This is a genomic window from Weizmannia sp. WK01, assembly GCF_025905465.1.
GTDB lineage: Bacteria > Bacillota > Bacilli > Bacillales > Bacillaceae_C > Weizmannia > Weizmannia faecalis.
Genome location: NZ_CP109616.1, coordinates 2,211,087 through 2,226,283, shown reverse-complemented (window position 1 = coordinate 2,226,283; position 15,197 = coordinate 2,211,087). Strand labels below are relative to the sequence as shown.

11 protein-coding genes and 1 other annotated feature (1 of these 12 only partly in view) are annotated in these 15,197 nt (G+C 48.7%); of the genes, 10 read left to right on the top strand and 1 reads right to left on the bottom strand.

Annotated features, from left to right (window positions below; genetic code table 11):
- Positions 1-7 precede the first annotated feature (7 nt).
- The 9 genes from secDF to OF158_RS10610 all read left to right on the top strand — a co-directional run bounded on the left by secDF (position 8) and on the right by OF158_RS10610 (position 13,114).
- The gene (gene secDF, locus OF158_RS10650) at positions 8-2,272 is read left to right on the top strand and encodes a protein translocase subunit SecDF (RefSeq protein ID WP_035184520.1); all 2,265 of its coding nucleotides are present in this window, start codon (positions 8-10) and stop codon (positions 2,270-2,272) included.
- Between the two features lie 137 nt (positions 2,273-2,409).
- A complete protein-coding gene (locus OF158_RS10645) occupies positions 2,410-3,825 on the top strand; it encodes an ISLre2-like element ISBco6 family transposase (protein WP_014095994.1) in 1,416 nt (471 codons plus the stop codon).
- A gap of 367 nt (positions 3,826-4,192) precedes the next feature.
- Complete coding sequence (gene recJ / locus OF158_RS10640; protein WP_035184524.1) at positions 4,193-6,556, top strand: single-stranded-DNA-specific exonuclease RecJ; 2,364 nt, start codon at positions 4,193-4,195, stop codon at positions 6,554-6,556.
- Entirely contained in the window at positions 6,547-7,068 is a 522-nt protein-coding gene (locus OF158_RS10635) for an adenine phosphoribosyltransferase (RefSeq protein ID WP_014097892.1), read from the top strand. Before recJ ends, OF158_RS10635 begins: the two co-directional genes overlap by 10 nt.
- Positions 7,069-7,289: 221 nt before the next feature.
- On the top strand, positions 7,290-9,479 hold the full coding sequence (locus tag OF158_RS10630; protein ID WP_035184525.1) for a RelA/SpoT family protein: 2,190 nt from the start codon (positions 7,290-7,292) through the stop codon (positions 9,477-9,479).
- A 13-nt stretch (positions 9,480-9,492) separates the two neighbouring features.
- Entirely contained in the window at positions 9,493-9,933 is a 441-nt protein-coding gene (gene dtd / locus OF158_RS10625; RefSeq protein WP_014097894.1) for a D-aminoacyl-tRNA deacylase, read from the top strand.
- Positions 9,934-10,179: 246 nt separating this feature from the next.
- Entirely contained in the window at positions 10,180-10,620 is a 441-nt protein-coding gene (locus OF158_RS10620) for a MarR family winged helix-turn-helix transcriptional regulator (RefSeq protein ID WP_014097895.1), read from the top strand.
- 7 nt (positions 10,621-10,627) lie between these two features.
- Positions 10,628-11,278, top strand: coding sequence for a beta-barrel domain-containing protein (locus OF158_RS10615; protein WP_014097896.1), 651 nt, complete (start codon positions 10,628-10,630; stop codon positions 11,276-11,278).
- Positions 11,279-11,287: 9 nt separating this feature from the next.
- The gene (locus tag OF158_RS10610) at positions 11,288-13,114 is read left to right on the top strand and encodes a DHA2 family efflux MFS transporter permease subunit (RefSeq protein ID WP_014097897.1); all 1,827 of its coding nucleotides are present in this window, start codon (positions 11,288-11,290) and stop codon (positions 13,112-13,114) included.
- A 29-nt stretch (positions 13,115-13,143) separates the two neighbouring features.
- Here OF158_RS10610 and OF158_RS10605 read toward each other — a convergent pair whose 3' ends face one another.
- Positions 13,144-14,607 (bottom strand): N-acetylmuramoyl-L-alanine amidase family protein, encoded by a 1,464-nt coding sequence (locus OF158_RS10605; RefSeq protein ID WP_014097898.1) that lies wholly within the window; start codon positions 14,605-14,607, stop codon positions 13,144-13,146.
- Positions 14,608-14,744: 137 nt separating this feature from the next.
- Between OF158_RS10605 and OF158_RS10600 the strand changes: the two genes are divergently transcribed.
- Complete coding sequence (locus OF158_RS10600) at positions 14,745-14,921, top strand: hypothetical protein (protein ID WP_164931352.1); 177 nt, start codon at positions 14,745-14,747, stop codon at positions 14,919-14,921.
- A gap of 127 nt (positions 14,922-15,048) precedes the next feature.
- Positions 15,049-15,197, top strand: a binding site (T-box leader) (it continues 74 nt past the right edge of the window).

Genomic DNA, 15,197 nt, shown 5'->3' with positions numbered 1-15,197 from the left:
GTACATAATGGTGAAAAGGAGCCGCATCGTTGCCTTCTTTCTCATTGTCCTGCTGTTTGCAGGATTAATAGGGGGAACGACGGATAAAATTGTCAAAAAAATTAACCTTGGCCTTGATTTACGGGGCGGGTTTGAAGTGCTTTACAAAGTGGAACCGGCCAAAAAAGGGCAGAAGATTGATAAAGCCGCGCTTGCGGATACGGCTGCCGCATTGGACCGGCGGATCAATGCGCTTGGCGTCAGCGAACCACAGATCTCGGTCGAAGGCAATAACCGGATCCGCGTCCAGCTTGCCGGCGTGAAAGACCAGAACGAAGCGAGAAAGATGCTTTCGACAACTGCTAATCTGACATTCCGTGACGTCAATGACAAAGTGATGATGGACGGGACAGACCTTGTGCAGGGAAAAGCGAAACAGTCATTTGACCAGAACGGCAAACCGGATGTTGTCCTGCAGTTAAAGAGCCGGAAAAAGTTTGCCGACGTCACGAAAAAAATTCTGGCGATGGCACCGAATAACCAGCTTGTCATCTGGATGGACTTTCAAAAGGGCGATTCCTATAAAAAAGAAGTGGCGAAGAAGAATCCAAAATTTTTGTCCAATCCGAGTGTGAATTCTGTTTTAAACACAGATCAGGTTGAAATTACCGGAAACTTTACGGTAAAAGAAGCGTCCAATCTTGCAGACCTCTTGAATGCAGGAGCGCTTCCGGTGAAGCTGCACGAAATCTATTCGACCTCTGTCGGCGCATCTTTCGGGCAGGAAGCGCTGCATGACACGATTCTTGCCGGGATAATCGGCGTTGCAGCCATTTTTCTCTTTATGATCGGCTACTACCGTTTTCCTGGTTTTATCGCATGTATTACGCTATCTGTTTATATTTTCCTGATTTTGCTCATTTACCGTTTAATGGGCGCGGTGCTGACGCTCCCCGGGATTGCTGCGCTTGTCCTCGGGGTCGGGATGGCGGTCGATGCCAATATTATTACCTACGAGCGGATTAAAGAGGAACTGCGCGTCGGAAAAAGCGTGAAATCCGCGTTCCGGGCAGGGAACAAGTCATCGTTCGTGGCCATTTTTGATTCCAACTTAACGACGATTCTTGCGGCGGTCATCCTCTTTTATTTCGGGACAAGCTCGATCAGAGGCTTTGCAACAACTTTGATTATTAGTATTCTGCTCAGCTTCCTGACCGCGGTTTTCGGCTCGAGATGGCTGCTCGGCCTCTGGGTGAACAGCAATTTCCTGAAAAAGCGGCCGCACTGGTTCGGTGTGAAAAAATCGGCAATCCACAATATTGCTGAAAACGTTGATACGCATGATTTGAAAACGAAATTTGACTGGTACGACTTTGTCAAGCACCGCAACATTTTCTTTATGATTTCAGCTGTGCTGATCATTGGCGGGTTTATTCTCCTTTCTGTTTTCAAATTGAATCTGAGCATTGATTTTTCGAGCGGGACGCGCATTGAAGTCAGTTCAAATCATGCGCTCAGCCAGCAGGAGATTCAGCGCGACCTTGACCATCTGCATTTGAAATCGGAAGATATTGTGATGCAGGGGACCAACCGGCATCATGCCGTGATCCGGGTGAAAGGCTCGTTCAGCGGTAAAGAGAAGAGCACGCAAATCAACCAGTATTTTACAGAAAAATACGGGAAGAGCCCGAGCATCAGCTCCGTTTCGCCGACAGTCGGGAAAGAGTTGGCCTTAAGCGCCGTTTATTCTTTGCTGTTGGCGGCAGTCGGCATCATTATTTACGTGGCCTTCCGGTTTGAATGGAGAATGGGGGTTGCCTCCATCGTCGCACTCTTCCATGACGCCTTTTTCATGATCGCCTTTTTCAGCATCACAAGGCTTGAGGTCGATGTCACATTCATTGCGGCGGTCCTGACGATTGTCGGTTATTCCATCAACGACTCGATTGTCACATTCGACCGGATCCGCGACAATTTAAACCGGCGGCGGAAAATTAAAACCGCGAAGGAAATCCATGATATTGTCAATGCCGGGATCCGCCAGACACTGGCCCGGTCGGTCAATACCGTTTTGACCGTGCTGATGACGTCCGTGGCCTTGGCCATTTTCGGCAGCGAATCGATCCGCAATTTCTCTATCGCGCTGATTGTCGGGTTAATTACCGGGACATACTCGTCTGTTTTCATTGCCGCACAAATCTGGTTTGTACTGAAAAAACGGCAACTGAAAAAACATGGCGCCATCATCATTCAAAAAGCGCGGCGTACCCGCGCGGATGAACCGCAAGTATAAGAAAAATGCAGGCGAAATGCCTGCATTGTATGTGTAAAATTTTACTCGAAGGGGCAAATGAGTGGAAAAAAATGGGAAGACGCTCTATCATCTAATTGTACACTTCAAGATGAACATCTAGAGAGAGAGGTCTTCCCATGGATATTATATCAATAATTGCTGGATTATTAAAGGATACAAAGAGTCTTATCGAATTTGAAGAACAGCTTAAACTTCTGATGCAGAAGGCTTTTACACAATGGGTTGGGGAAATATTTGAAGAGTTAGATAAAACAATTAAACAGGAGAAGTTAGAGGAGGGCTGGGTGTACTGCCGGAGTGATAACAGAAACATTCAGTTTCTATTTGGAAGTGTGACCTTTAAACGCTCATTAATGCATGACAAGAGAGGAAATTCCCATTATCCTCTGGATGAATGGTTAGGGCTGGTACCACACCAACGATACAGCCCGTTAGTGGAATTAAAGGTGGCAGAGTTGGCAAGTGAGAACACCTATCGGGAAGTAGCTGATATTTTAAAAGAGTGGACAGCAGTGAGTCTTAGTCACACAACTGTAGGGAACATGGTAAAACACGTAGGGAAAACTCAGGCGGAAGCCGATAAGGCACTTGTAGAAGAGCTAGAAATAGCTGTTTCCCTGCCTGAGGGGAAGAAGGTAGACTACCTGTTTTCTGAAGCAGATGGTGTATTCGTTCGGGGACTAAAAAAGAAACAGAGTATGGAAGTCCACCACGCCATTCTCTATGAGGGATGGGAAACCAATGGTAAAAGGGTCTCCCTGCGTCAGCCCACAGTCATCATGACGACGGAAGACATTCAGACATTTTGGGATGAAGTCCAAGCCACAGCTGCCAACACCTACTCCCTCGAAAAAACGCATGTCATTACAAACAGTGATGGAGGTGCGGGATACACAGCTGAACGGTTTCAAACAGCTTTCTCACAGTCGGAATTTCCGGTGCTCAACCAGCTGGATACCTACCACGTTGCACAAGCCATCATAAGGACATTTGGGGGCGGAAAGAGCGAGATCAAGGAGCAAATTAGAAAAGCGATTAGAACGCATGACCTGGACCAATTCACGTTATATTTGGATACGCACGAAAGCACCTTGACGGATAAAAAGGCTCTCAAGAAAATCAAGGAATTCCGTTCGTATATCTTGAAAAACTGGGACCGCATTTTTGACTGGAGAGACAGGGTGAAAAACGTGCCGGAAGGTGCGAGAGGCCTAGGAGCGATGGAATCGAATCAAAGGCATATCTCCTTCAGGATGAAAAAAAGGGGCATGCATTGGAGTGAACTTGGCGCAGAAGCCATGGTGAAAATCAAACAAGGCATACTCAATGGGACATTGAGAGAAGCCTATCTGAAACACCGTTCAAGAAGCGAGAGAAAGCAACGGAACTTGAAACAATTCATCAGGATGTCTCAACTACTCAAGCAGCCTGTACGCCCGTCAGTGGGCGTAAAGCACGGATCAGTTGCCCTGCATTCAAGCAGTTCATCGGCAATGGGACATTTAAGCAAAATATTAGAGCTTTCGTTTTAAGCCTGGCTCAGTGGGGACTGATCGTTGAGGCGCGCGAAATTTACGAGACTCCTGCGGGAAAAGCGAGCCAGGAAAGACCCCGCAGCGAGGTACGAGCGAGGAGGCTCGCCGGCCGCCCGCGGAAAGCGAGTGAATTTCGCGCGCCTCAACATCCCCGTTATCCATCTTTATACGGAAATATTACATCTTTTCCGAAAATTACACCGAGCAAGTAAAGCACGGTAGCCGAAAGTGTACAAAAAGAGTGTCTTGGAATACCCGATATTTAAACCTTGTCGAGAAAAACTTGACACATACGCCTGCATTTTTTGTAATGACAGTTTTCCGCCGAAACGTTATAATAAAGTATTGTGAAAGAGGTGGAGATATGCTGCAGTCAAGAACAAGATGGCGGGTGCCGGAAATGGATCCAAAAGCAGCCGCAACGATCTCGCAACAATTGAACGTTTCGCCACTTGTTTCAAAATTGCTTGTAAACCGCGGCATAACGGATGTTGAAGAAGCGCGGTCTTTTTTATTCCATGAAGGGCTAGCGTATTATGATCCGTTTTTGCTGCATGATATGGAAAAAGCAGCGGCCCGCATCCGCGAAGCGATTAAAAAAGAAGAACCGGTTCTCGTCTTCGGCGATTACGATGCGGACGGCGTAACGAGTACTGCCATCATGATGGCCGCTTTAAACGATCTTGGCGCCCATGCTGAATTTTATATCCCGGACCGGTTTAAAGAAGGGTATGGGCCAAATGAAGCGGCTTTCCGCCGGGCGGCTGAAGAGGGTTTTCAGCTAATCATTACCGTTGATACCGGTATTGCCGCTGTCCACGAAGCGGAAGTGGCCCGCGAACTCGGGATCACGCTCATTATTACGGACCATCACGAACCTGGGCCGGTATTGCCGGAAGCCTTTGCCATCGTCCATCCGAAGCATCCGGAAAGTACATACCCGTTCCGGGAACTGTCGGGCGCAGGCGTCGCTTTTAAAGTCGCCCATGCGCTGTACGGCAAAGTGCCGGAACAGCTTGAAGATTTGGCCGCTATCGGGACGGTCGCGGATCTTGTGCCGCTTCTGGACGAAAACCGGCTGATTGCCATAAACGGCATCAAACGGTTGAGAACGACAAAGCGGGCGGGGCTTGTGGCGCTGTGCCGGTGTGCGGATATCCGCCAGGAAGAGATCAATGAAGAAACCATCGGCTTTGTGCTCGCCCCCCGCTTAAATGCAGCCGGGCGCCTGCAGCATGCGGCACCGGCAGCGGAACTGCTAATGACCGAAGACACAGAAGAAGCCGGGATGCTCGCTGAAACGATTGACGGGCTCAATAAAGAACGGCAAAAAATCGTAAACGACATGACAAATGAAGCAATCGAACTGGTGGAAGAAGAAGTGGAAAAGGGGGCGCGTGTCCTTGTTGTCGGGAAAGAAGGCTGGAATGCCGGCGTAATCGGCATTGCCGCCTCGCGCCTTACAGAACGCTTTTACCGGCCTGCGATTGTGCTCAGCTTTGACCCGGAAACAGGGCTGGCAAAAGGATCGGCGCGCAGCATTGACGGCTTCCATATGTTTAACGAATTATCGAAATGCAGGGATATTTTGCCGCATTTTGGCGGGCATCCGATGGCGGCGGGGATGACGCTTTCTTTATCCGATGTGGAGGAACTGCGGCGCCGGCTGAACGAACAGGCCGCGGCATTGCCGGACGAGATGTTTGTGCCGGTTACGAACATCAGCGCTGAAATTTCCATAGAAGAAGCGGGGATGGAAGCGATCCGCGAAATGGCATTGCTCTCGCCGTTTGGCACGGCGAATCCGAAGCCGCTTCTGTTGCTGGACGGGGCCGAATGCCCGCAAATCCGGGCGATCGGCGCAGACGGGAAACATTTGAAATTGACGCTTTCTAAAAACGGCACAACGCTCGATGGGATCGGCTTCGGGCTCGGGAATCTTGCCCCGCATATTTCCCCTTCTGCCTGCATATCGGTTGTCGGGGAGCTGTCCATCAACGAATGGAACAATATCCGTAAGCCGCAAATGATGGTGAAGGATATCAAAATCACAAACTGGCAATTGTTTGATTTCAGGGGCAACAGGCCTTTAAAGCAATGGGCACGGTACGTCCCGGAAGAAGACCAGGCTTTTGTTGTCTTCCAAAAAGAAACATTGCGGAACCTGCCGCTGCCGGATTTTTCCGTCCGCCTTGTGTCGGTTGCGACAATGGAAGAGGCAAGGGCATTTGATCCTTCAAATAAAAACATTGTGTTTCTGGATCTTCCGAAAGGCCCGCGGATGATGGCGGCACTGCTTGAGGGCGGTTCGCCGGCCAGGATTTATGCGTATTTTTACCATGCCGGGAACCACTTTTTCAGCACGTTCCCGACACGCGAACATTTTAAATGGTTTTACGCTTTTCTTGCAAAAAGGAAAACGTTCAACCTAAAGCAGCACGGGGATGAGCTGGCGGCTTATCGCGGCTGGTCGAGAAATACCATCGATTTTATTTCGCAGGTGTTTTTTGAACTTGATTTTGTTACAATAAAGGATGGATTTATTTCCCTGAAAGCAGCCAAACAAAAACGCGATTTAAAGGAATCTCTTACGTATCAAAAAAAACTAGCACAATATCAAATGGAAAAGGACCTGCTGTACTCATCTTTCCAGGAGCTGAAGATGTGGTTTGACCAAATGATCAAGCCTGCTGTACAGTATGAGGAGGAAACAGCAAAATGGATTTAAAACAATATATTGCACTCGTCCCGGACTGGCCTAAAAAAGGCGTGATGTTTAAGGATGTGACGCCTTTGATGAATAACGGGGATGCGTTTAAATATGCGACGGACCAGATCGTCCAGTATGCGAAAGACAAACAGATTGATCTCGTGGTCGGCCCTGAGGCGCGCGGCTTTATTATCGGCTGCCCGGTCGCATACGAACTTGGCGTCGGCTTTGCCCCGGTCCGCAAAGAAGGCAAACTGCCGCGGGAAACGATCCGTGCGGAATATGATCTCGAATACGGAAAAGCGGTGCTCACGATCCATAAAGATGCGATCAGGCCGGGCCAGCGCGTTTTGGTTACGGACGATCTTTTGGCAACAGGCGGCACGATGGAAGCAACCGTCCGGCTCGTTGAAGAACTGGGCGGGGTTGTAGCCGGCCTTGCTTTTTTAATTGAATTGAATTATTTGCACGGCCGAGATAAACTGAAGGGCTATGATATCCTCACCCTGATGGAATACGAGAATGAATAAATTGTAAGGAAATCGGCAAAATTGTCGGTTTCTTTATTTATCCTTCATCCGGATGAAATGACGGGCCGGTTTTGTCCGTACTGGGAAAAACCGGCTGTTTTCGCCAAATTTCTTCCATTCTGTGTCATTTACTTTACAATCTTCTTTTTTTTCATGATAATAATGTCAATATGATATTGCAATCATCAATTCATATATTCCAGTTTAAAGGTGATTTTTTTATGGCGAATGACCGAATAATGACCGCCGAGGACGTCATTGAGAGGACAAAACAATATTTAAACGACGAACATGTTGAAATGGTGCGGCATGCCTGTGCGTTCGCCAGTAAAGCGCATGAAGGCCAGAAGCGCAAATCGGGGGAGCCGTATATCATTCACCCGATTCAGGTTGCCGGGATACTGGCGGATTTGGAGATGGATCCTTCAACGGTTGCAGCAGGTTTTCTGCATGACGTTGTGGAAGATACAGATGTGACACTTGACGAGCTTCGTGAAGAATTTAACGATGAAGTGGCGATGCTTGTTGACGGGGTGACGAAACTCGGGAAAATTAAGTATAAATCGCATGAAGAGCAGCAGGCGGAAAACCACCGGAAAATGTTTGTCGCGATGGCGCAGGATATCCGCGTCATTTTGATCAAACTCGCGGACCGGCTGCACAATATGCGTACATTGAAACATCTTCCCCCCGAAAAGCAGCGGCGGATCGCGAATGAAACGCTCGAAATTTTTGCGCCGCTCGCCCACCGCCTCGGCATTTCCGCCATCAAATGGGAGCTTGAGGACACCTCGCTCCGTTATTTAAATCCCCAGCAATATTACCGGATTGTGAATTTGATGAAGCGGAAGCGCGCCGAGCGTGAACAGTACCTGCAAAATGTCATTGAAGAAGTGAAGGAACGGCTTGCGGATATCCATATCAAATCAGAAATTTCCGGCAGACCGAAGCATATTTACTCGATTTACCGGAAAATGGTCCAGCAGCATAAGCAATTTAACAAAATTTACGACTTGCTTGCCGTAAGGATTATTGTCAAAAGCATCAAAGACTGCTATGCCGTGCTCGGTGTCATCCATACATGCTGGAAACCGATGCCGGGCCGGTTTAAAGACTATATTGCGATGCCAAAGCCGAACATGTACCAGTCGCTCCATACGACGGTGATCGGGCCAAAAGGCGAACCGCTTGAAGTGCAGATCCGGACGTTTGAAATGCACCGCATTGCCGAATACGGGGTTGCCGCACACTGGGCATATAAAGAAGGCAAAACGGTTAATGAGAAAACGTCTTTTGAGAAAAAATTGTCATGGTTCCGCGAAATTCTCGAATTTCAAAATGACACCAATAATGCGGAAGAATTCATGGAATCACTGAAAATCGACCTGTTTTCCGATATGGTGTTTGTCTTTACGCCAAAGGGGGACGTCATTGAACTGCCGTCCGGGTCCGTCCCGATTGATTTTGCCTACCGGATCCACTCGGAAATCGGCAACAAGACAATCGGCGCGAAAGTCAACGGCAAGATGGTGACGCTCGATTACCAGTTAAAAACTGGCGATATTGTCGAAATTCTCACTTCAAAACACTCATACGGGCCGAGCCTCGACTGGGTGAACCTTGCCCAGACATCACAGGCGAAAAACAAAATCCGCCAGTTTTTCAAACGCCAGCGGAAAGAAGAAAATATTGAAAAAGGCCGCGAGATGGTGGAAAAAGAAATCCGGGCGATGGAATTCGATGTCAAAGAAGTGATGGCAGCCGACAATATCAAACGAGTTGCCGAAAAATTTAATTTTGCCAATGAAGACGACATGTACGCTGCTGTCGGGTACAACGGGATTACCGCAAGCCAAATCGCCAACCGGCTGACAGAAAAATGGCGGAAGCAGCGGGACTCCGAAGAAGCGATTAAGGAGATTGTCTCCGAGCAGAAACCGGCCGCAAAGCACCGGAAAAAGGATGCAGGCGTAACCGTGAAGGGCGTCGACAATTTGCTGATCCGCCTTTCGAAATGTTGCAATCCAGTGCCGGGTGATGAAATTGTCGGTTTTATCACAAAAGGCAGAGGCGTTTCCGTCCACCGCGCTGACTGTCCAAACGTGCAGAACGAAGAGGCGCAAAGCCGGCTCATTCCGGTCGAATGGGAGACGGATGCGGCCGACCGGAAAGAGTATAATGTCGACATTGAGATTACCGGATACGACCGCCGCGGCCTGCTCAATGAAGTTCTGCAGGTGGTCAATGAAACGAAAACGAATATTTCGGCCGTCAGCGGGCGCAGTGACCGCAACAAAATGGCCACGATTATCATGTCAATTTCCATTCAGAACATTAGCCATTTGCACCGAGTCGTGGAAAGAATTAAACATATTCCGGATATTTATTCAGTCAGAAGGATCATGAGTTAAAGGAGTCAGAAAAATGCGGGTTGTTTTGCAGCGCAGTAAGGAAGCGTGCGTCACTGTTGGCGGGGAAGTGGCAGGAAGCATTACAAAAGGCTTTGTCCTCCTCGTCGGCGTAACGCACGAAGATACCGAAAAAGATGTAGTCTATCTCGCCGAAAAAATCGTCCATCTCCGTGTGTTTGAAGATGAACAGGGAAAAATGAATTTGTCGCTTTTGGATACCGGAGGGGAAATCTTGTCGGTTTCCCAGTTTACTTTGTACGGCGATTGCCGGAAAGGGCGGCGCCCGAATTTTATGGCGGCGGCAAAGCCCGGACAGGCAGAACAGCTTTACCATCTGTTTAATCAGAAGCTGGAAGAAAAGGGTGTCCATGTCGAAACCGGCAGATTCGGGGAGATGATGGATGTCCGGCTGACAAATGACGGGCCGGTTACGCTCATTTTGGAAAGTCAATAAACAGCCGAAGTGAGCATCATGGCGTTGGATTTACGACAAACAGCCTCCTTTTGGAAAGCAAATAAGCAGCCAAAACCCTGATCATTCGGGGTTTTTTCTTTTTGAAAAGCAAAAACGTTTCCAAAAAAGTTTTAGTGTAATATAGTTGACAATTGTACTTTGGATATGCAAAGATAGATAGCGTTAATCATTCGGATGCGAATTATTTCGCAAAGAATCATTTAAGGGCTAAAGGAAGGGGGATACATGGAGAACGGTTCATATGAATTGTTACAATCGCTTTTCAGGCTGAATAAAGCCATTTTACGTTTGGCCGAAAAAGAGGCGGAACAGCATGGCTTGACCGCGATGCAAATGTTTGCGCTAAAAGCCATCGCGCTTCATCCCAATATGCGATTAAATGAGCTGGCGGAAAGCCTCTATTTAACGAACAGCACAGTCAGCGGCATTGTTGACCGGCTTGTCCAGCAGGAATTTGTCAACAGGGTATCATCCAAGGATGACCGGAGAGCCGTTGTCCTCTGTCTGACCGAAAAGGGGAAAAGCAGGCTCAAAGCGTTTATGGGCGGCAATACAGTACTGAAACAAAAAATGTACCTGATCACAGAACGTTACGGAGCGGAGTTGGAAAATCTGTTAAGGCTCCACAACGAAATGCTGGAAATTTTAACATCTGAGGAGGAGTAAACTTTTTATGAGCGCAAGACGGATGATTTTGATCAATATTATTATTCTTGTTATTCTCGTTGGCGGCGGTTTTACCGGATATTATTTTTACAACCGCTCGGTCAGCTATGTCACAACCGATAACGCCTATATTGACGGCCAGTCGGTCACCATCGCTTCCCCTGCAACCGGCAAACTCGTTTCATGGGACGGTAAGGAAGGCAAGGCATTTACCAAAGGGGATAAAGTCGGTACCGTTGAAGTACAAAACGGCGCCAATACGGTGAAAATGGATATTAAAGCGCCGGCAGACGGCACGATCGTAAAAAATTCCGCGGTTGCGAATACGTATGTGGCAGCCGGTACAACACTTGCACAAAGCTATGATTTGGACGACTTGTATGTCACTGCTGAAGTAAAAGAAACAGATCTTAATGACGTGAAAACCGGCCAGGACGTTGACGTGTATGTGGATGCCTATCCGAACACCAAACTGACAGGAACCGTCGATTCAATCGGAAAAGCGGCTGCCAGCACGTTCTCTCTTATGCCGACAGACAGAAGCTCAGGCAATTATACGAAAGAAACACAGGTCATTCCTGTTAAAGTCAAACTTGACAGCTATGGCGGGCTGGACCTGGTTCCGGGCATGAACGTGACTGTGCGCATTCATAAGTAGGTGAATCCGATGGGAAAATTTATCGCAGGTTATGTTCTTTTATCGGTCATTGTCCTTCTTATCCTGAATCTCATATTAAGGAACAGGGGAAGAAAGAAAAAGATGGAAAGCCCGCTTCTTGACAAGCGGGCGCCGGAAATGGAAACAATGCCTGCGCCGCCTGAAAAAGCGGAAACGCAGGTGCCGGCAAAAACAGATGAAGGATTGGCGGCAGAGCCTGAAAAAATGGAAACGCGCCGCGCTCGTACGGACGACGAAAAACGTCCGGCTGAAGCACCCGGGCGAGCTGCCGTTCCCCCGGAAGTGGAGGAAGAACACGGCAGGGGGAAAATTGTTTTTGCGATGATGCTCGGGGCATTTGTGGCGATTTTGAACCAAACACTTTTGAATGTCGCCATTCCGCATATTATGAACGACTTGAATGTGACGGCGAATACGGTGCAATGGCTGTCAACCGGATATATGCTTGTAAACGGGATTCTTGTTCCGGTTACGGCATTTATGATCAGTAAATGGGGCACGCGGAAAATGCTGATTACAGCCGTTTCCCTCTTTACGGCCGGATCGGTTTTGTGCGCCATTTCGACAAACTTCTCGATTCTGATGCTCGGGCGCATTGTCCAGGCTTCCGGTGCCGGGATCATCATGCCGTTGATGATGACGGTGTTCTTAACCATCTTCCCGCCAGAAAAACGCGGCAGCGCGATGGGAATGATGGGGGTTGCCATGATTTTCGCCCCGGCGATCGGCCCGACATTGTCAGGGTGGCTGGTCGGCCATTACGACTGGCATATTTTGTTCTGGATTGTCATTCCGTTCGGCGTGATTGATATTTTTGTCACTTTGGCATGGATGAAAGATGTCATGAAAACGACAAACCCGAAAATCGATATTCCGGGTATTATCTTCTCCACGCTCGGTTTCGGCTTTTTGCTGTACGGATTCAGTGAAGCCGGGAATGACGGCTGGAGCAGCAAACAAGTTGTCATTTCCCTGATCATTGCCGTTATCTCGCTTGTTTTGTTCGTATGGCGAGAATTAACGACGGAAAAACCGATGCTTGATTTGCGTGTATTCAAATATGATATCTTTGCTTTAACGACGATTGTCAGCATGGTAGTGAATATGGCGATGTTTGCCGGGATGATTTTGCTGCCGATTTATTTGCAAAACATCCGCGGGTTTACTGCGCTTGATTCCGGTTTGCTGATGCTGCCGGGGGCGATCGTCATGGGGATTATGTCGCCGATATCCGGCTGGCTGTTTGACAAGTTGGGGGCAAGACCGCTCGCTGTCTTCGGCTTGATTATCACCGTCTGGACAACTTACGAATTTACGAAGCTGTCGATGACGACCTCCTACGGCCACTTGTTATTCTTGTATGTTTTGCGCAGCTTCGGGATGTCTTTCATTATGATGACGATCATGACCGAAGGGATGAACCAGCTGCCGATTCATATGACCAGCCACGGGACGGCTGCGGCCAACACCGCCCGTACGGTTGCCGGAAGTCTCGGAACGGCATTTCTCGTAACCGTCATGTCCACCCGTGCCGATTTCCATACGGCAAACTACGTCAATGCCTATGCAAATATCAACCCGTATGTGTCTGCTAAAATCGCGGCCATCGGGCAGGGCCTGGCCCATGCTTCCGGGCTGCCTTCCCAGTACGGGCAGGTGCTCGGCTCCTCTATTGTGTATCAAAAATCGGTTGTGAATGCGACGATCAGCGGCATAAACGATGCCTTTTTCGTCGCGACCGGGATCGCAGCGTTTGCGTTAATTTTGTCGTTCTTTATCAAACGCGCAATGCCGCAGCCAAATATTAAGAAATAAAAAAATGCCGGGGATGCCCCGGCATTTTCTTACTGAAAATAAGCTTTTAACCCGTTATAAATGCCGGCCACTGCCTTCGTTTGAAAAGACTTCTCCACGATATGCTTTTCTTCAGCCGGACTGCTCAAATAACCGAGTTCAAGCAAAATGGCAGGCTGGGTATTTTCACGGATAACATGGAAATCCCCGAATTTTACGCCCCTGTCAACGGTGCCGAGCCGGCTTGTGATCTGGTTATTGACAAGCCTTGCGAAATCATAGTCCTGCGCATGATAATAATACGTCGTATGCCCGCGCGTATGGGAATCTTCAGCGCTGTCAAAATGAATGCTGACAAAAGCATCGGCATGATTTGTATTGCTGATGGCGGTTCTTTCCGACAAAGATACGTACGTATCGCTGTTCCGGGTTAAAATGACCCGGGCGCCCGCTTTTTTCAGCTTTTCGTACAGGGCATTCGCCGTTTTTAACGTCACCAGTTTTTCGAGCGTGCCGTAAGCGCCGGTTGTGCCGTTATCCGTTCCGCCGTGACCGGGGTCAAGCACAATCGTCTTTCCCTTGATTCCTTTTTTTACAGCCGTATCACTTTTTTGGGCGGCTTTTGCCGAAATATAGGCTGAAGTGCCGCTTTCCAGCCTGATTTTATACCAGCCGTCCATTTCTGAAACGATGGGAAACCGGTCTCCGGCCTTGGCGGTTCCCACCGTGTCCGAGCCGGATTGGGGCCTTTTGTAAAGGTTTGTGCCGGAATGGAGGGTCACTTCTGCTTCACTGCTGCGCTTTGCCTGGCTTTCGCGCGTCACATAGAAGCCTGCGACCCATCCGTGCGTGCCGTCTTCCAGTTCCACTTCATACCAGCCGTGGTCGGTTCCGGTAATTTCAAGTCTCGTCCCGTACGTTACTGTCGCTACCGTTCCGCTTTGAAGCGAAGGAGACCGGCGGATATTCAGGCTTGTGGCGGCAACAATTGCGGCGCTTACGTTGTTTTCCGCCGTTTTCCCGGCGTTTTTGTTTTTTTCCGTCTGTACATACTGGCTGTCTGCCCAGCCTGAAACATTGCCGCTTTCAATATAAACCCAGCCGCCTTCTGCCCTGGTAACCGTGACTACGGCATTTTTTTCAAGCGTGCCAACGATTGCGGCAGACTGGTCCGGCGCTTTTCTAATGCGCAGGCGGTCAGCGGTGATTTTTCCTTGTTTTGATTGTTTTGCGGAAGGGGTGCCTGTTTCCACAAGCCAGCCCGCAATCCAGCCTGTATTTCCTTGCGGGAGGCGGATTTGAAACCAATCCCCGTCTTTTTGAAGAACCGTGTACGTGTCGTTTTTGGCTGCTTTGCCTGCGATCGGGTAGGACACCCCGGGCCCGCTGCGGATGTAGACAGCCGCATGCGTCACCGTTACCGTCCCGGCCTCTTCCGCCCCCGCATGGATCACGCCGGGTGCAATCAGAAAAAAGAGCACCAGGAAAAACAGCCGGAAAAAAAGTTTTTTCACATCTCCACCCCTCATCCCTGTCCGGAAAATTGTCCACTATTTGTTATTCGCGCTCCGTAAAAAAACTCCTTTTTGCGGGTAAGAAAAAATAAAAAAGGGAAAAATAGAAAGGATGGAACGAGAAGGAGTGAACGGCATTGAGAGCAGCGGATAAAAATAGGACAGCCGGTAATGCATTTAATCAAATTTACGGCGTTAATTTCCAGGATCCGGGAAGTGCCGGACAGGAAGCGTTCAACGCTGAATCAGCGATTGAAACTGAACTTTCAAAAGGGGACCTGAAACTTTTGAAAAAGAAACTGGGGCGCTCATAATGAAAGACCCGATCCGCGGAAAACGAACTTTTTCAGGCGCTGAACGCAGATCGGGGAAAAACTTTGCCGGCAGCCTTGACAACAGCCGGTGCCACGCGTAACATAATAAAAATAGATGGTAAAATTGGCAAAACCGATGACAAAGAAGAGTAATTAAGATCCGTGTGAAAAGAGAGGAAATGTCCCGGGCTGAAAACATTTCTGCACAACGGCTTAATGAACGAACACTTTGTAGGTTCTGTCCTGAACGGAAATCCAGTAGGGACGGGCGTTACA